The sequence below is a fragment of the Methylomonas sp. ZR1 genome (genome assembly GCF_013141865.1).
GTDB lineage: Bacteria > Pseudomonadota > Gammaproteobacteria > Methylococcales > Methylomonadaceae > Methylomonas.
Genome location: NZ_RCST01000001.1, coordinates 3,391,757 through 3,408,285 on the forward strand (window position 1 = coordinate 3,391,757; position 16,529 = coordinate 3,408,285).

At 44.3% G+C, this 16,529-nt stretch carries 31 protein-coding genes; 3 read left to right on the plus strand and 28 right to left on the minus strand.

Features of this window, described 5'->3' with window-relative positions; translation table 11 throughout:
- Positions 1-54: 54 nt before the first annotated feature.
- Complete coding sequence (locus tag DDY07_RS15300; RefSeq protein WP_101051802.1) at positions 55-717, minus strand: protein-L-isoaspartate(D-aspartate) O-methyltransferase; 663 nt, start codon at positions 715-717, stop codon at positions 55-57.
- Entirely contained in the window at positions 714-1,469 is a 756-nt protein-coding gene (gene surE / locus DDY07_RS15305; protein WP_171696498.1) for a 5'/3'-nucleotidase SurE, read from the minus strand. Before surE ends, DDY07_RS15300 begins: the two co-directional genes overlap by 4 nt.
- Positions 1,470-1,533: 64 nt before the next feature.
- Between surE and DDY07_RS15310 the strand changes: the two genes are divergently transcribed.
- The 3 genes from DDY07_RS15310 to DDY07_RS15320 all read left to right on the plus strand — a co-directional run bounded on the left by DDY07_RS15310 (position 1,534) and on the right by DDY07_RS15320 (position 4,020).
- Entirely contained in the window at positions 1,534-2,103 is a 570-nt protein-coding gene (locus DDY07_RS15310) for a Smr/MutS family protein (protein ID WP_171696499.1), read from the plus strand.
- Between the two features lie 246 nt (positions 2,104-2,349).
- Complete coding sequence (locus DDY07_RS15315) at positions 2,350-3,384, plus strand: type I glyceraldehyde-3-phosphate dehydrogenase (protein WP_171696500.1); 1,035 nt, start codon at positions 2,350-2,352, stop codon at positions 3,382-3,384.
- Positions 3,385-3,441: 57 nt separating this feature from the next.
- Positions 3,442-4,020 carry a DNA-deoxyinosine glycosylase gene (locus tag DDY07_RS15320; protein WP_171696501.1) on the plus strand — a complete coding sequence of 193 codons (579 nt, stop codon included), beginning with the start codon at positions 3,442-3,444 and terminating at the stop codon, positions 4,018-4,020.
- Positions 4,021-4,110: 90 nt separating this feature from the next.
- Here DDY07_RS15320 and rplQ read toward each other — a convergent pair whose 3' ends face one another.
- The 26 genes from rplQ to rplD all read right to left on the minus strand — a co-directional run bounded on the left by rplQ (position 4,111) and on the right by rplD (position 16,529).
- Positions 4,111-4,491, minus strand: coding sequence for a 50S ribosomal protein L17 (gene rplQ, locus DDY07_RS15325; protein WP_033157205.1), 381 nt, complete (start codon positions 4,489-4,491; stop codon positions 4,111-4,113).
- An 18-nt stretch (positions 4,492-4,509) separates the two neighbouring features.
- Entirely contained in the window at positions 4,510-5,520 is a 1,011-nt protein-coding gene (rpoA, locus tag DDY07_RS15330) for a DNA-directed RNA polymerase subunit alpha (RefSeq protein WP_033157206.1), read from the minus strand.
- Positions 5,521-5,543: 23 nt separating this feature from the next.
- Complete coding sequence (gene rpsD / locus DDY07_RS15335; protein WP_033157207.1) at positions 5,544-6,164, minus strand: 30S ribosomal protein S4; 621 nt, start codon at positions 6,162-6,164, stop codon at positions 5,544-5,546.
- 18 nt (positions 6,165-6,182) lie between these two features.
- Positions 6,183-6,569 carry a 30S ribosomal protein S11 gene (rpsK, locus tag DDY07_RS15340; RefSeq protein ID WP_020484822.1) on the minus strand — a complete coding sequence of 129 codons (387 nt, stop codon included), beginning with the start codon at positions 6,567-6,569 and terminating at the stop codon, positions 6,183-6,185.
- 23 nt (positions 6,570-6,592) lie between these two features.
- Complete coding sequence (rpsM, locus tag DDY07_RS15345; RefSeq protein ID WP_020484821.1) at positions 6,593-6,949, minus strand: 30S ribosomal protein S13; 357 nt, start codon at positions 6,947-6,949, stop codon at positions 6,593-6,595.
- A gap of 76 nt (positions 6,950-7,025) precedes the next feature.
- Positions 7,026-7,139: a 50S ribosomal protein L36 gene (rpmJ, locus tag DDY07_RS15350; protein WP_081607976.1), complete on the minus strand. Its 114-nt coding sequence runs from the start codon at positions 7,137-7,139 to the stop codon at positions 7,026-7,028.
- Between the two features lie 18 nt (positions 7,140-7,157).
- Positions 7,158-8,483 carry a preprotein translocase subunit SecY gene (gene secY / locus DDY07_RS15355; protein ID WP_171696502.1) on the minus strand — a complete coding sequence of 442 codons (1,326 nt, stop codon included), beginning with the start codon at positions 8,481-8,483 and terminating at the stop codon, positions 7,158-7,160.
- Entirely contained in the window at positions 8,484-8,918 is a 435-nt protein-coding gene (gene rplO / locus DDY07_RS15360) for a 50S ribosomal protein L15 (protein WP_171696503.1), read from the minus strand.
- Complete coding sequence (gene rpmD / locus DDY07_RS15365; RefSeq protein WP_020484818.1) at positions 8,918-9,103, minus strand: 50S ribosomal protein L30; 186 nt, start codon at positions 9,101-9,103, stop codon at positions 8,918-8,920. The genes rplO and rpmD overlap by 1 nt, the downstream gene beginning before the upstream one ends.
- A 6-nt stretch (positions 9,104-9,109) precedes the next feature.
- The gene (gene rpsE / locus DDY07_RS15370) at positions 9,110-9,616 is read right to left on the minus strand and encodes a 30S ribosomal protein S5 (RefSeq protein WP_020484817.1); all 507 of its coding nucleotides are present in this window, start codon (positions 9,614-9,616) and stop codon (positions 9,110-9,112) included.
- A gap of 9 nt (positions 9,617-9,625) precedes the next feature.
- A complete protein-coding gene (gene rplR / locus DDY07_RS15375) occupies positions 9,626-9,982 on the minus strand; it encodes a 50S ribosomal protein L18 (RefSeq protein WP_367650884.1) in 357 nt (118 codons plus the stop codon).
- 5 nt (positions 9,983-9,987) lie between these two features.
- Positions 9,988-10,521, minus strand: a complete 534-nt coding sequence (gene rplF / locus DDY07_RS15380) for a 50S ribosomal protein L6 (protein ID WP_171696505.1) — start codon at positions 10,519-10,521, stop codon at positions 9,988-9,990.
- A 15-nt stretch (positions 10,522-10,536) separates the two neighbouring features.
- Positions 10,537-10,932: a 30S ribosomal protein S8 gene (gene rpsH / locus DDY07_RS15385; RefSeq protein ID WP_033157212.1), complete on the minus strand. Its 396-nt coding sequence runs from the start codon at positions 10,930-10,932 to the stop codon at positions 10,537-10,539.
- A gap of 28 nt (positions 10,933-10,960) precedes the next feature.
- Complete coding sequence (rpsN, locus tag DDY07_RS15390) at positions 10,961-11,266, minus strand: 30S ribosomal protein S14 (protein WP_033157213.1); 306 nt, start codon at positions 11,264-11,266, stop codon at positions 10,961-10,963.
- 11 nt (positions 11,267-11,277) lie between these two features.
- The gene (gene rplE, locus DDY07_RS15395) at positions 11,278-11,817 is read right to left on the minus strand and encodes a 50S ribosomal protein L5 (RefSeq protein WP_171696506.1); all 540 of its coding nucleotides are present in this window, start codon (positions 11,815-11,817) and stop codon (positions 11,278-11,280) included.
- A gap of 12 nt (positions 11,818-11,829) precedes the next feature.
- Positions 11,830-12,147 (minus strand): 50S ribosomal protein L24, encoded by a 318-nt coding sequence (rplX, locus tag DDY07_RS15400; RefSeq protein WP_171696507.1) that lies wholly within the window; start codon positions 12,145-12,147, stop codon positions 11,830-11,832.
- A gap of 10 nt (positions 12,148-12,157) precedes the next feature.
- The gene (rplN, locus tag DDY07_RS15405; protein WP_013820378.1) at positions 12,158-12,526 is read right to left on the minus strand and encodes a 50S ribosomal protein L14; all 369 of its coding nucleotides are present in this window, start codon (positions 12,524-12,526) and stop codon (positions 12,158-12,160) included.
- Positions 12,527-12,553: 27 nt separating this feature from the next.
- Positions 12,554-12,817, minus strand: coding sequence for a 30S ribosomal protein S17 (gene rpsQ / locus DDY07_RS15410; protein ID WP_171696508.1), 264 nt, complete (start codon positions 12,815-12,817; stop codon positions 12,554-12,556).
- Positions 12,818-12,819: 2 nt separating this feature from the next.
- Positions 12,820-13,011 carry a 50S ribosomal protein L29 gene (rpmC, locus tag DDY07_RS15415; RefSeq protein ID WP_033157217.1) on the minus strand — a complete coding sequence of 64 codons (192 nt, stop codon included), beginning with the start codon at positions 13,009-13,011 and terminating at the stop codon, positions 12,820-12,822.
- Entirely contained in the window at positions 13,011-13,424 is a 414-nt protein-coding gene (gene rplP, locus DDY07_RS15420) for a 50S ribosomal protein L16 (protein WP_033157218.1), read from the minus strand. Before rplP ends, rpmC begins: the two co-directional genes overlap by 1 nt.
- 19 nt (positions 13,425-13,443) lie before the next feature.
- The gene (gene rpsC / locus DDY07_RS15425) at positions 13,444-14,115 is read right to left on the minus strand and encodes a 30S ribosomal protein S3 (protein ID WP_033157219.1); all 672 of its coding nucleotides are present in this window, start codon (positions 14,113-14,115) and stop codon (positions 13,444-13,446) included.
- Positions 14,116-14,124: 9 nt separating this feature from the next.
- Positions 14,125-14,457, minus strand: coding sequence for a 50S ribosomal protein L22 (gene rplV / locus DDY07_RS15430; protein ID WP_171696509.1), 333 nt, complete (start codon positions 14,455-14,457; stop codon positions 14,125-14,127).
- 9 nt (positions 14,458-14,466) lie between these two features.
- Positions 14,467-14,739 (minus strand): 30S ribosomal protein S19, encoded by a 273-nt coding sequence (rpsS, locus tag DDY07_RS15435; RefSeq protein ID WP_084153316.1) that lies wholly within the window; start codon positions 14,737-14,739, stop codon positions 14,467-14,469.
- A 12-nt stretch (positions 14,740-14,751) separates the two neighbouring features.
- The gene (gene rplB / locus DDY07_RS15440) at positions 14,752-15,579 is read right to left on the minus strand and encodes a 50S ribosomal protein L2 (protein ID WP_171696510.1); all 828 of its coding nucleotides are present in this window, start codon (positions 15,577-15,579) and stop codon (positions 14,752-14,754) included.
- Between the two features lie 33 nt (positions 15,580-15,612).
- A complete protein-coding gene (gene rplW, locus DDY07_RS15445) occupies positions 15,613-15,906 on the minus strand; it encodes a 50S ribosomal protein L23 (RefSeq protein ID WP_171697812.1) in 294 nt (97 codons plus the stop codon).
- 2 nt (positions 15,907-15,908) lie between these two features.
- Positions 15,909-16,529, minus strand: coding sequence for a 50S ribosomal protein L4 (gene rplD, locus DDY07_RS15450; RefSeq protein WP_171696511.1), 621 nt, complete (start codon positions 16,527-16,529; stop codon positions 15,909-15,911).

A 16,529-nucleotide genomic window follows, 5' to 3' on the forward strand; every position in this document is an offset into this window, starting at 1 on the left:
CGCGCCGGACACGCCAATTCGCAAACAAAACCGGCGCGATAAAGCAATTAAAACTTATTGACTGACACCTGATAAAAACGGCACAAAACTTACCCGCTCTATTACTTCATCTTCAAAACCGTGCTCTGTCCGGGTAACCCGATGCAATTCCTGCATCCCTTCCAGCCCGACCGGAATCACCATCACGCCCCCCACAGCCATTTGCTCAAGTAAGGCTTCCGGAATTTCCGCCGGTGCGGCGGCAGCTAATATCCCATCATATGGCGCGTGCTCCGGCCAGCCCCAGCCACCATCGCTATGCTTAAAACCCACAGTCTTGATACCCAACTCCCATAGGGTATCTCGGGCTTTTTTCATCAACGGCGCAATCCGTTCCACCGAATAAACTTGCGCTACCAGCTTCGACAATATTGCGGTTTGGTAGCCGCAACCCGTACCAATTTCCAGTACTTTGAGCAGCGGACCTTTTTCCAATAGCAATTCCGTCATTTTGGCGACGATATACGGCTGCGATATAGTTTGATTGTGGCCGATAGGTAAGGCAGTATCCTCATAAGCACGACTCTCCAAAGCTTCGTCGACAAAAATATGCCTAGGTGTGTCAGACATTACCGCCAGGACTTTACTGTTATAGATGCCTTGCTCGCGCAGCCGAGAAATCATCCGCTCCCTGGTCCGCCGAGAAGTCATGCCTATACCCTGGATGCGTCTACTCATGCGAGCGCCTCCATTGCCAGCCATTCGCTCAATCCCTCTAATCGTTCATATCGCGTTAAATCCAACTGTAACGGCGTTACGGACACGTATCCGTTTCTTATCGCATCAAAATCGGTACCTGGCCCGGCGTCTTGTTCGCTGCCGGGCGGTCCCACCCAGTAAATATCCTGCCCCCGCGGATCATGGGAACGTATCACTGCTTCCGCTTTGTGCCGCTGCCCGAGTCGGGTAGATTGATAACCTTTTAATTCAGCAATCGGTAAATCAGGCACGTTGACGTTCAATAAAGTGTCTTCCGGCAAGGGATGAGCGAGGATTTTTTGCATTAATGTCACAGCCACATGTGCCGCCGTATCGAAATGTTTAGGGTCGCTGGATGCTAAAGAGATAGCCACCGCAGGCAGCCCAAGAAAACGCCCTTCGGTAGCCGCAGCCACGGTGCCAGAATAAAGCACATCGTCACCAAGATTGGCGCCATGATTGATACCGGCGAATACCATATCCGGTTCGTTCGCTAATAATCCTGTAATCGCCAGATGAACGCAATCCGTCGGCGTACCATCCACCCTGACAAAACCGTTTTCACATTGAGTGGCGCGCAAAGGCATATCCAGGGTTAAAGAATTGCTTGCGGCACTCCGGTTTTTATCTGGCGCCACTACTGATACGTTGGCGTGTTGACGCAGAGCTTCGGCCAATGTGTTGATGCCTTGCGCTAAATAACCGTCGTCGTTGCTGATTAGTATGTGCATACTGCCGTGAAACGCTTTAAAATTCCCGCATAGTAGCAAAAAAAGCGCAAAACCAGCAGCTTACGTGACAAAAAAAACCACTTCCGCAGACGATGTCCTCTTGTTTCGAAACTCGATCGGCAAAGTCCAAACCATAGACACCAATACCGTTATTCTTAAGCCTGATAAGAAACCGCGGCCAATACCTTCATTTAAGCCGCTCGAGCAGGTTGATCCGTTACAAAAAGATGTTGAGGGTAGCTTGGAGACCCTGTTCCAAGAAGACAAGATCGCCTTCCTGGTGCCAGGCATGCAAAAAAGCGTCATCAAAAAACTTCGGAAGGGATATTACGGCCTGGATGCCGATATAGATTTACATGGCTTAAGTAGCCGAGATGCACAACTGCAGCTATTACGATTTTTACACTATTGCGTTGAAGACGGTTATCGCTGCGTACAAATCATTCACGGCAAGGGGTACAACTCTACGGACAATCAGCCAGTCTTAAAAAATGATATTAATCTCTGGCTACGCCAACATAAAGATGTCCTGGCGTTTTGCTCCGCTCCCCCCAAGGCTGGCGGTACCGGTGCCTTGTTCGTACTGTTACGCTTATCAGAAAAATTTGTGACATCCGAAGACGAGCCTCAATAACGCCCCTTTAGCGCTACTCCAAAATCTCCCGCCTCTACCCAAACAAACGCAACCCCGTTCGTTATATTTTGCTTTGCCTTGACTTGTCCGGCTTGTTGCTCTAGTTTTTCAGCATTGCTGCTCCTTATCATGAAAATAATAACGAAACCAACGCCATGACCACAAACCTACACCAGCGACCTCTCCAAACCACAGGAGAAATTGGCGTTTCTATGCAAAGCACTGTCGAAGCGGGGATTTTCAACAATGAGCCTTAACATTGGGATCGTGGGTTTAGGCAGAATTGGTCGCGGGGTATTAAGAGGAAATTTCGCACAAGAAAAAGGCGGCAGATTCGATATACGTGTAGTCTGTGACGTAATGGCTATCGATCACGTTGCTTACCTATTAGCAAACGATAGCACCTATGGCCGCCCCCCATTTAATGTAGATTGCGATGGCGACGATTTAATCATAGACGGCAAAAGAGTTCGCTATCAGAAGGTAGACCGGCGCCGTAGTTCGCCCGATGACGGCAGCTGGGGAGTATTGCGCCAATTTGATCTCGATGTATTATTTGACGCCACGGGCACCGCCACGATCCACGATTTCCGCTCATTGATAACGCAGGAAGTCGCTAAAAAAATCCTTTGCACTTGGAATGTCAGCGGTTGCGATATTAGTGTGGTGTTCGGAGTAAATCATTCGGCATACGATCCATTACACCATGACGTCATCTCTGCCAGTACCTGCACGGGTAACGCTCTGGTTCCTATCTGTCATGTACTTGATAAGCACATTGGCATCAATTTCGCCCGAGCCATCACTATCCATCCGCAACTTTCAGATCAACGTGTATTGGATGGTTATCACGCATCATCCCAACTTGGCCGTGGGTGCGCGTCTTCCATTATCCCAACCAGCACGAATGTAGGTAAATCCACGACATTGGTATTACCAAGACTGGAAGGCAAATTGGACGCTATGTCCTACAGAGTGCCAACTGCAATTGTCTCAGTTATTGATTTAACAGCCACTCTTTCTAGGAAAACGTCACTAGAAGAATGTGTAGAACTGTTTGAAGACTACGCCAACAAACAATTAGCAGGAATTATTCATTGTGACTATGGCGCATGGGGCCATCAAAAGGCTAGCATCGACTATATGGAAACCCAATATTCCTCAATATTGTTGATGCATCATCTGACTGTCAGCCAAGGCCACCATCTCGGCCTATCTTTAATGCATGACAATGAGCACGCATATTGCTGCCGAGTATTAGACGTATTGGGCATTTTATAAAACTAGTGCCAGCAAGTTTACCGAACACTCAATGAAACCCGATCACATTCTGGCAGAATGAACCGAATAACAAGCTTCTCAGCGGCCTCTTCACCGGATGCAACAGTTTTGATTCTGGGCAGCATCCCTGGAAAAGCATCACTGGAGGCTAATCGATATTACGCGCATCCACAGAATCAATTTTGGCCTATCATAACCGAACTTCTGGAACTCAATCCTAGTAGCTCATACTTAGCGAGAATAGAATCACTAAAATTAGCCGGCATTGCACTATGGGATGTAGTTAAGTCATGCCATCGGCACAACAGCAGTCTCGATGCAAAAATAGACAAAAACAGTATCGTTACAAATGATTTTCCAGGATTTTTCCTAAACCACCCCTATATTACGCATATATTCTTTAATGGCTTAACTGCAGAAAAAACCTTTCAAAAGCATGTTCAACCTTATATATGCACAGATCGGTTTACGTACCACCGATTACCCTCTACAAGCCCGGCGCATGCAGCGATGGCTTTTCAACAAAAGCTGGAAAGTTGGCGCATATTAACAACAGCAATAGCAGAAGCCACTTACAGCGAAACAATAGAGACTTCAAAAACAAACCAAACAACCAGACCAAGAAATATATTCTAGGAATATAAATTAACGCTGAACAGTACACAAACAAAAACGGCAGAGAAGCCGTCTAGCTAATCTGCCGCTACAAGCCCAATATTAAGGCATTTATTCTTCAGTTTGTACAGGCTCTGGTCTATCTACCAACTCGACGTAAGCCATAGGTGCGTCATCACCAGGCCGGAATCCGCACTTTATAATCCTCAAATACCCACCGTTTCTGGATTGATACCTTGGACCAAGCTCGTTAAATAATTTCGTCACAACATCTCTATCGCGCAACTTAGAGAACGCCTGGCGACGTTTCGCGACAGAGTCGTTTTTAGATAATGTAATCAAAGGCTCGGCGATCACGCGCAACTCTTTTGCTTTTGGTAACGTAGTCTTGATTAACTCGTGTCTAAACAAAGAGCAAGCCATGTTGCTAAATAGCGCTTTTCTGTGGCTACTATTTTTATTTAACTGTCTTCCAGATTTACGGTGTCTCATTTTTCAAATGCCTTATATTCAAATTCCAGCTTGCGATTGATCAGCCAGATTTTCAGGTGGCCAGTTTTCCAAGCGCATACCCAATGACAGACCTTTAATTGCAAGAATATCTTTAATTTCCGTTAACGACTTCTTACCCAGATTAGGTGTCCTCAACAACTCCACTTCGGTCCGCTGAATCAGATCACCGATATAGAAAATGTTTTCCGCCTTTAGGCAGTTGGCAGAACGAACCGTCAACTCCAAATCATCTACAGGACGTAGCAGGACTGGATCGAACGACTCTTCCTCAATTGCTACCTCCTCATGTATCTGTTCGTTAACTTTTTCAAAATCTACGAACACAGATAACTGGTCATGAAGAATCGAAGCGGCTAATTTGATCGCCTGCTCAGGATCAACCGTACCATTTGTCTCCAATTCTATAACGAGCCTATCCAGATTAGTGCGTTGTTCGACACGAGTGCTTTCTACATGATAAGCGACCTTTACTATAGGACTAAATGCCGCATCAACCATTAACACACCGACCGGCGCGTCGTCATTCATCTCTTTCCTCAGACTGGCAGGAACATAACCCCGACCTCTCTCGACCTTAATCTTGATGTTGAGTGAGCAGTCTTGATTGTTGATATTTGCGATTATCAGATCCGGGTTTACTAACTCCACATTATGGGGTAGTTCAATATCCCGAGCAGTTACGACACCAACACCCGATTTAGCCAGCGTGAGAGTCACTTCATCCTTAGAATGAACAACGACAGCAAGTTTCTTAAGGTTCAGTATGATGTCTATGACATCTTCTTGAACACCTTCTATCGTGGTGAATTCATGCAACACGCCTTCGATAGAAATTTCTGTAACTGCGCAACCTGGAATTGAAGACAGCATGACCCGCCTCAAAGCATTGCCTAAAGAATGCCCGAAGCCGCGCTCCAGAGGCTCGATAACGATTCTCGAGTGGTTGGCCGATTCGTTAATCACCTCGACAAGTCTAGGCTTAAGTAGGCCAACAATAGAACTCTGCATAATTTAAATCCTGGACTTATTTATTACTTAGAATAAAGCTCAACAACCAGCTGCTCGTTGATGTCAGAGCCTAAATCCACGCGATCAGGCACAGACTTGAATGTTCCACTCATCTCTTTGGAATTAACTTCTACCCAAACTGGAAAGCCATACTGCTCGGCAACAACCAGCGAGTCTTTAATACGTTGTTGGCTCTTAGCTTTTTCTCTAACCTTAATTACATCGCCGGCAGCGACTTGGTATGAAGGTATATTAATTAACCTATCGTTTACCAAAATCGCTTTGTGAGATACCAACTGCCTTGCTTCCGCTCGGGTAGCAGCGTACCCCATACGGTAAACGACGTTATCCAATCGAGACTCTAAAAAATCAAGTAAATTTTGACCAGTAGCGCCTTTTTGTAGGTCAGCAGCTTTGTAATAGTTCCGGAATTGCTTTTCCAAAACCCCGTATATGCGGCGCAAGCGCTGTTTAGCGCGGAGCTGCATAGCATAATCAGAATTCCTTGTACGCTTAGCGCCATGTTGACCAGGTCTTTGTTCTAATTTACATTTGCTTTCTAGAGATTTACCTCTGCTTTTCAAAAATAAATCAGTACCTTCCCTACGACTCAGCTTGCAAGCAGGACCAAGATATCTTGCCATTAAATTTACTCCACTATCCTAAACACGACGTTTTTTGGGTGGACGACAACCATTATGAGGTATGGGAGTAACGTCCACGATATTTGAAATTTTGAACCCCATACTGTTCAAAGAGCGAACAGCAGATTCCCTACCAGGGCCGGGGCCCTTAATCATAACATCCAGATTTTTCATCCCGTATTCCTGAGCTACCGCTCCTGCTTTCTCAGCAGCCACCTGCGCTGCGAAAGGTGTGCTTTTGCGTGAGCCACGGAAACCGGATCCACCAGATGTAGCCCAAGATAACGCGTTACCTTTTCTGTCTGTAATAGTAACGATTGTATTGTTAAAGGAAGCGTGGACATGAACGATACCGTCCGCTACTTCTTTCTTAATACGCTTTTTAACTCGATTCTGGGTTGCCATCAAAAATGCCTATCTAGATGTATTTATTTAGTAACTGACTTGCGCGGACCTTTACGAGTCCGAGCATTTGTTCTGGTTCTTTGTCCTCTCAATGGCAAACCACGGCGATGCCTGATACCACGATAACAACCCAGATCCATTAATCTTTTAATATTCATTGAGACTTCTCTGCGAAGATCACCTTCTACAGTCATCGCAGAAATAACCTTACGTATAGATTCAACTTGATCCTCAGAAAGGTCTCGAATCTTGACGGTTGGCTGAACCCCAACTTCATCGCAGATATTTCTAGCAGTTTGTCTGCCAATTCCATAGATAGCAGTCAACGCTATCTCCGCATGCTTATGGTCAGCCACGTTTATACCGGCAATACGAGCCATTCATATACTCCAAAAACAGTACTATAAGGTTAAACAGGGGATTATATCACCCTGCAAAATAAATCACAAAAACAAGTTAGCCTTGACGCTGTTTGTGTCTGCCATCTTTACAGATAACTCGCACAACGCCGTTTCTTTTAATTACTTTACAACTTTTGCATATGGCTTTTATTGAAGCTCGTACTTTCACGGCAAACTCCTGGAAATTTTAAGATTTTTTCAAATTGGCTTTTTTCATCAAGCCTTCGTATTGCTGCGACATTAAATGCGTCTGCATTTGCGAAATAAAGTCCATCACAACAACCACAATGATAAGCAAAGATGTGCCACCAAAAGAAAAGGGCACATTCCAATAGACGATCAGAAACTCAGGCAACAAACATATCAATGTGATGTAAACAGCGCCTATCAAAGTGAGCCGCGTCATTACCTTATCGATATAACTGGTAGTGTGAGCCCCCGGCCTAATTCCAGGCAAATAAGCGCCTGATTTCTTAAGGTTTTCCGCGGTTTCCTTTGAATTGAAAACCAGAGCGGTATAAAAGAAACAAAAGAACACAATAGCCAACGCATAGCATAGAACGTACACAGGCTGACCGGGAGAAAGCACCGACGAAATATCCTGAAGCCAAGAAAAGCCATCAACATTCCCGAACCATCCTGCTATTGTCGCGGGAAATAAAATAATGCTTGATGCAAAAATGGGCGGTATAACGCCTGCCATATTCAACTTAAGCGGCAAAAAGGAACTCTGCCCTGAATAGACCTTGTTGCCTTGCTGCCTTTTTGGATAATTAATGGTTATCCGTCTTTGCCCTCTTTCAACAAAAACAACAACACCCGTTACAACTACAGATAAAGCGAACAACACAACAATAAACGCCCCATTCATTTCACCAGTACGCGCAAGCTCTAGGGTTCCGCCAATTGCGGAAGGCAATCCAGATACGATACCGGCAAATATAATTAGCGATATACCATTGCCTATCCCCCTTTCCGTAACCTGCTCCCCAAGCCACATTAAGAATATCGTACCGGTGACTAAAGTAATCGTTGTTATAAGAACGAAACTGATACCAGGCTGGATAACAACAGCTAGACCACCCGCAGTTTGGTTTTGCAAGGCTACCGAGATGCCTATCGATTGAAACATCGCCAAAACGACGGTGCCATAGCGAGTGTACTGAGAAATTTTTCTACGCCCGGACTCACCTTCTTTTTTTAGCTGCTCCATAGCAGGTATGACAATAGTCATAAGCTGCATAATGATAGACGCTGAGATGTATGGCATTATACCCAGCGCAAACAGACTCAAACGCATCAACGCACCACCGGAAAACATGTTAAACATGTTTAATATAGAACCCGACTGCTGCTCAAACATTATTGACAATGCTTTTGGATCTATCCCCGGAACAGGGATATGAGCGCCGATTCTGTATACGACAAATGCGCCTAAAACAAACAATAGTCTTGACTTGAGCTCACCAAACCGAAATGTGCCCGCAGCAACATCAACTCCTTTAGCACTCACTTAAGCCTCGACTTTGCCACCAGCAGCTTCAATAGTTAACTTTGCACCAGCCGTAACGCCAAGTCCTTTTAAAACCAAAGGCCGAGTAACTGTTCCAGTATTCACTACTTTAACTTGTTTTGAAAACACCGGGATAATGTTCTCACTGATCAGTAATTGAATATCTACAACATCAGCCTGAAGAGCATCAATTTCAGCCAAACGAACCTCGGCAGTAAATTTCTTTGTTCTGGACGTAAAGCCAACCTTTGGAAGTCTACGCTGCAAAGGCATCTGACCACCCTCAAAGCCCACTTTATGAAACCCCCCGGAACGGGCCTTTTGACCTTTATGACCTCTACCGCAGGTTTTACCATCAGTAGATCCTATACCACGCCCAACGCGCTTTGCCTTTTTTCTGGCGCCGCATGCAGATTGTATTGTGTTCAGATACATTAAACTTCCTCAACCTTTAGCATATATGCGATTTTATTGATCATCCCGCGATTCTCAGGCGTGTCGATAACCTCAACCACCTGCCGGATTCTGCTCAAACCCAATCCTTTTAAACACTGCTGATGACTCTTTAAGCGACCATTTTTACTTTTTGTCATCATTACGCTTAATTTTTTGCCACTCATATCGTTTTACCCTGTTATTTGATCAACAGATAAACCGCGCTTTGCTGCGATTTTCTTAGCGTCATGCATTGCGGTCAAACCATTAATTGTCGCGCGCACAACATTGATCGGGTTACTCGTACCGATACATTTAGCCAATACATTATGCACACCGACGACCTCGAATACGGCGCGCATAGCACCGCCGGCAATGATTCCGGTACCTTCTGAAGCCGGTTGCATGTAAACCTTAGCCGCACCAGTGTTAGACATAATTGAATATTGTAACGTACCTTCTTTCAACGCTACTTTGCGCATGTTCTTCCTTGCCTGCTCAAGCGACTTTTGAATCGCTACAGGCACTTCTCTTGCTTTTGAAACGCCATAACCAACACGCCCGTCGCCGTCACCGACGACCGTAAGCGCAGCAAAACCAAAAACTCGACCGCCTTTAACTACTTTTGCAACACGTCTTACCGAAACCAATTTTTCCTGTAATCCGTCTGTACTACCTTGAGATGGTGCTGTTGCCATGCTATTCCCCTAAAACTTCAAGCCAGCTTCACGCGCAGCGTCGGCTAACGCCTTTACGCGGCCATGATATTTAAAACCAGAGCGGTCAAATGCGACCTCAGTTACACCAGCCGCAATCGCTCTTTCAGCAACGATACGCCCTACCTCAGTGGCGGCTTTAATATTACTCGTGTTATTCAAACCCGCCTTTACATCAAGTTGTAATGTAGACGCTGCCGCGAGCGTAGATGTACCATCAACACTGAGAACCTGCGCGTAAATATGCTGGGAAGTTCTATGTATGGTAAGTCTATTTACATTTAACTTTTTGATTTTGCAGCGTAATCTCAACGCTCTTTTTAATCTCGATGACTTCTTATCCATCACTTCACCTATTTCTTTTTGGCTTCTTTTCTAGCCACGTATTCGTCGGCTATCCTCACACCCTTCCCTTTGTAAGGCTCGGGCGGGCGAAAAGCTCTGATTTCAGATGCGACTTGGCCGACTTTCTGCTTATCACTGCTCTTCACATGCAACTCAGTTTGCGTTGGTGCTTCAACGGTAACGCCTTCGGGAATTAAATATTCGACAGGGTTTGAATAACCCAAGGATAGAGTTAAAAGATTGTCTTTAACTTGCGCCCTATAGCCGACCCCAACCAACAACATCTTTTTGACGAATCCCTCGGAGACGCCTTTTACCATATTGTTAATTGACGCCCTAGCTGTACCTGCGTGGGCCTTAGCTCCTTTTACACTATCGTCCCATTTGATTCTGATTACGTTAGATTCGATTTCAAGATCAACTGCGTCACACAGATCAAACGAAAGCCGACCAAGTTTACCGTTAACTATCATTTGCTTGCCGTCGACTCTTACATCAACGCCTGACGGCAAAGTTATAGGCGCATTAGCTACTCTAGACATGATATACCTCTTTAATTAACAGACAGTGCAAATGACTTCGCCGCCGTGCCCTATAGCACGCGCAGCGCGATCAGTCATCACACCATTAGAGGTTGAAACTATGGCTATGCCTAGACCACCTAGCACTTTCGGCAACTCGTCTTTAGACTTGTATATTCTAAGCCCGGGACGGCTAACTCGTTTAACGCTCTCTATAACAGGAACCCCGTTGTAATATTTTAGCTCAACGGTCATTTCTGTATGGCACCCGGTAATTTCGGTTTTAAAGTCAGTAATATATCCCTCTTCTTTCAATACTTTAGCGATAGCCAGCTTTAACTTCGATGAAGGGATTTTTACACTCTTTTTGCCAGCAGATTGACCATTTCTAATTCTGGTTAGCATATCTGCTATTGGATCTGTCATACTCATTTTTCAATTCTCCAAAACTTAAACAGAACTACCAGCTAGCCTTTGATAAACCGGGCACGTCGCCACGCATTGTGGCCTCCCTCAATTTATTTCTACTAAGACCAAATTTTCTGTAGTATCCATGAGGACGCCCTGTCAGATTGCATCTATTACGCAATCTGGACTGACTGGAGTCTCTAGGTAGTTTTTGAAGTTGAACTTGAGCGCTCTCTTTCTCTTCAAAGGAGCTATTTGGAGACCTAATTATTTCTTTTAATTCGCTTCTTTTTGCCTGATATTTTTTTATCAAGCCTTCACGCTTTACTTCGCGCGCAATCATTGATTTTTTAGCCATGCCGATACGCCTTAGTTTTTAAATGGAAAATTGAATAATTTCAACAGCGCTAAACCTTCTTCATCTGTTTTAGCCGTTGTTGTGATACAAATATCCATACCACGAAGCGCATCAATCTTGTCATAATCTATTTCCGGGAAAATAATTTGTTCTTTTATTCCCATAGAATAGTTACCACGACCGTCGAAGCTCTTAGAACTCATGCCTCTAAAATCACGTATTCTAGGTATTGAGATCGTAATTAACCTGTCCAGAAATTCATACATTTTATCGGCACGTAACGTAACCTTACAACCGATTGGCATGTCGTCGCGAATCTTAAACCCAGCAATAGATTTTCTAGCCAATGTAATCACTGCCTTTTGTCCTGATATTTTTTCCATATCAGAAACAGCGGACTGCAGAACTTTTTTGTCTGCGATAGCCCCGCCAACGCCCATATTAAGCGTTATTTTGGTGAGCTTCGGGACTTGCATTATTGTTTTGTAGCCAAATTGCTCCTGCAGAGCAGGAACAATTTCGGTTTTATATTTATTTTGTAGTCTAGCCATAGCCTTATTACCTTAGAGACCAACGTTTTCGTTCGTAGATTTAAAAAATCTGACTTTTTTCCCATCATCAAGAATTCTAAAACCCACTCTGTCGCCTTTTTTTGTTTTTGGATTAAATAAAGCAACATTTGAAATGTCAATTGGCATGTTTTTATCAACAATACCGCCAGAAACACCGAGATTTGGGTTACCTCGCTGATGCTTCTTAACTAAGTTAATACCTTCGACTAATATCTTGTGGCCTTCAAGCACCTTACTAACTTTCCCTAGCTTGCCTTTATCTTTTCCGACTATTACGATGACCTCATCGCCTTGCTTAATCTTTTGCATCTTTGGACCTCTACAATACTTCTGGCGCTAGAGAGATAATCTTCATGAATTTATCGCCTCTTAATTCACGAGTAACCGGCCCAAAGATACGAGTACCAATTGGTTGTAGTTGGTTATTTAAAATTACCGCGGCATTACCGTCAAAGCGTATAACCGAACCATCGGCCCTACGAACACCTTTACGAGTTCTTACAACCAAGGCATTATATACATCGCCTTTTTTAACCCTAGTGCGCGGCATTGCGTCTTTGACGCTCACCTTGATGATGTCGCCAATACCAGCGTAGCGGCGGTGCGAACCTCCAAGGACCTTGATACACATGACCTTTTTTGCGCCACTGTTATCGGCGACGTCAAGGCTAGTTTGCATCTGAATCATTTTTAAAATCCCAACTAAAATTATTGATTATCTATTGGCAGCTTCTAAGACTTCCAACAGCTTGAACGCCTTATTCTTAGAAATAGGACGACACGAGGTAATAGAAACCACATCGCCTTCTTGGCATATATTGTTTTCGTCGTGAACGAGAAGCTTAGTGGATCGCTTTATATACTTTCCGTACACAGGGTGCTTAACCAGGCGCTCTACCAAAACCGAAGCAGTCTTATCCATTTTATTACTAACAACACGACCAGTTACTTTACGTACAGTATCTAGATTTTCGCTCATATCTATACTCTTGCCATTTCACTTAGAATAGTACTAATGCGGGCAATGTCTCGCCTCACCTGCTTAATTTGACTCGACTTGCTAAGCTGTCCAGTTCCCTTTTGCATTCTCAAATTGAACTGTTCGCGAGACAACTCCAAAAGATTGGAATTCAACTCTTCTTTTGTTTTGCTTCTTAAATCTTTCGCTTTCATTACATTATTGTCCGTGTAGAGAACGTAGTTTTCACCGGCAGCTTAGCAGCGGCCAGTTCAAAGGCCTCTCGCGCTAATTCCTCGGAAACACCCTCAATTTCAAACAGCATCGTGCCGGGTTTGATCTGAGCAACCCAGTATTCTACACTACCTTTACCTTTACCCATACGAACTTCTAATGGTTTTTTCGTAATAGGTTTATCTGGAAAAATTCTGATCCAAATTTTCCCACCCCGTTTCACGTGACGACTAATAGCTCTCCTCGCGGCCTCAATTTGCCGGGCGGTCATTCTACCACGGCTAACTGACTTCAAACCATACTCCCCGAAGCTCACTGACGAACCACGCAATGCCGTACCGTTATTTCTACCGGTATGTTGTTTGCGAAATTTTGTTCTTTTTGGCTGAAGCATCTCTTATATACCCCTTCAACTATTTTTTTGAGTCGGCGTTTAATGATGCTGCATGAGCATCCATATCAAATACCTCACCCTTAAATATCCAAACCTTAATACCGATAATTCCGTAAGTGGTTTTCGCTTCAGCTGTTCCGTAATCAATATCAGCCCGCAACGTATGAAGCGGCACACGACCTTCGCGATACCATTCCGTTCTGGCAATTTCAGCTCCATTTAGCCTGCCAGCAACAGTGATTTTTATGCCTTCAGCGCCTAAACGCATGGTGTTCGTCACAGCTCGCTTCATCGCTCGGCGGTACATGATCCGCTTTTCTAACTGTTGAGCTATGCTTTCTGCGACTAAATACGCATCAAGCTCTGGCTTACGAATCTCTTCGACGTTTAATTGGACAGGAACCCCCATCATCGCGGATATGCTCTGCCTTAACACATCGATATCTTCGCCTTTTTTACCTATCACAATCCCAGGACGAGCGGTGTGCACAGTAATATTGGCATTATTCGCAGGGCGATTTATTTGCACCCTGCTAACAGATGCGTGAGCTAACTTTTGTTTGATATATTCTCTAACCTTCAAATCCTGCAATAGAAATACAGGGTAATTCTGGCTATTTGCATACCATCTCGAAGTCCAATCTTTTACTATCCCGAGACGAATCCCAGTGGGATGTACCTTTTGTCCCATTTGCTACCTCTATTTCTCTGCTACTTTAATTGTTATGTGACAAGTTCTTTTTAGGATGTGATTTGCACGTCCTTTCGCCCTTGCGCTAACTCTCTTTAACGTTCTGCCTTCATTAACGAATACAGTCGAAACCTTTAATTCGTCAACGTCCGCATTTTCGTTATGTTCCGCGTTAGCTATTGCCGACTCTAGAACTTTTTTGATTATCGCAGCAGCTTTCTTAGAGCTGAAACTAAGCAAATTCAATGCTTTTTCAACAGGTAACCCGCGTATTTGATCCCCCACAAGCCTTGCTTTTTGCGCAGAAAGAGGAGCATTACTTAATTTAGCCGAAACTTCCACATTCACTCCTTATCTTGATTTCTTGTCTGCTATATGGCCTTTATAAGTCCTTGTAGGTGAAAACTCACCCAGCTTATGCCCGACCATATTTTCTGAAATCAATACCGGCACATGCTGCTTCCCATTATGTACCGCAATAGTCAATCCCAGCATATCAGGGCTGATCATTGACCTTCTAGACCAGGTTTTAATCGGTTTCCTATTATTCGCTCTCACCGCTTCTTCGATTTTTTTAAGCAAGTGATGATCTATAAATGGACCTTTTTTAATTGAACGTGGCACGTCAAATACCTCTTATTTTTGCTTACGGCGTCTGACAATCATATTATCAGTACGTTTGTTTTTTCGAGTTTTATAGCCTTTTGTTGGCGTTCCCCAAGGAGAAACAGGGTGTCTTCCACCCGAGGTTCTGCCTTCACCACCACCATGAGGATGATCTACGGGGTTCATCGCCACACCTCTAACAGTAGGTCTAACACCGCGCCATCTTTTCGCACCTGCTTTTCCTAACGAAATAAGATTGTGCTCAGAGTTTGAGACCTCACCAACTACGCCTTTACAATCTGACGGAACTTTTCTCATCTCTCCAGAGCGTAGCCGGATAGTGACGTATGCGCCGTCTTTAGCAACCAATTGAACAGAGGTTCCTGCGCTTCTAGCTATTTGTGCGCCTTTTCCTGGCTTTAGCTCGATACAATGAATTGTGGTACCCAAAGGCATATTTCGCAGAGGCATACAGTTGCCAGGTTTAACCGGCGTTGTTTCCCCACTCAATATCTCTTGACCAACCTCTATCCCTTTTGGGGCGATTATGTATTTGCGCTCACCATCTTTAAAAAGAATCAGCGCTATATTCGCAGTTCGGTTAGGATCGTACTCGATGCGCTCTACCAATGCGGGGATATCAGTTTTGTCCCGCTTAAAGTCTACTATCCGGTAGAATTTTTTGTGTCCACCACCAATATGTCGAGTGGTTATCCTGCCGAGATTATTACGACCGCCAGTGTTGCTTTTTTTTTCAAGTAGTTGCGCAAATGGCTTACCCTTATGCAAATCATTATTTTGTACACGCACTACAAACCGAGAACCCGGAGATGTCGGTTTTGATTTTAGAATAGCCATGCTCTTCTACCGCTCCTTATTTGCTTTAAAGTATTATGCTGTCGCTAATTCAATGTTATGACCGGGCTGAAGCTTAACATAAGCTTTTTTCCAGTCGGATCGCTTACCCAATGTTCGTCCGAATCGTTTTACTTTTCCTTTAACATTCAGAACGCGAACGGCAGCTACTTCAACACCAAACATCAGTTCAACAGCATTTTTAATCTGCAATTTTGTTGCAGATTTTTTAACTTTGAATACAAACTGATTACTTTGGTCCGCTGCGTTGGAACTTTTCTCCGACACAATTGGCGCATGCAAAACACTTGCTAATTTGATCTGCTCAATACTCATGCCAAACGCTCCTCAATCTGTTTCAGCGCTGTTGCCGTAGCAATCACCTTATCCGCTGAAACCAAAGACACCGGATCCACACTACTTGGAGTGACTACCGCTATATAAGGAATATTTCTCGCCGCCAAAATCAAATTTTCATTTAGGTCGTCCGCAACCACCAGCAGTCTTTTTGCATCGATACCCTTTATCTTGCTTAAAAAGTCTTTTGTTTTTGGTGTTACCGGCGTTATGTCGTTGCACACAGCCAATCTACCCTGCCTCAACAACTCAGAAAAAATAGATCTAATACCAACCTTGTACATTTTTTTGTTCAATTTCTGATCAAAAGATCTTGGTTGAGCAGCAAATGCAACACCACCTGTCCGCCACACCGGGCTTCTGGTTGTGCCAGCTCGCGCACGACCTGTACCTTTTTGGCGGAATGGCTTAGCGCCGCCGCCACTCACAGCAGCACGATTCTTCTGGCCTTTAGTACCCGCTCTTGCTGCTGAAAGATATTTGGTTACCAGTTGATGCACCAGGGTTTCGTTAAAATCCTGTCCGAACACTAATTCGGAGACATCTAGCGCCTGTACAGACTCTTGATTATTGATTGCAGGTATTTGCAAAGTCAT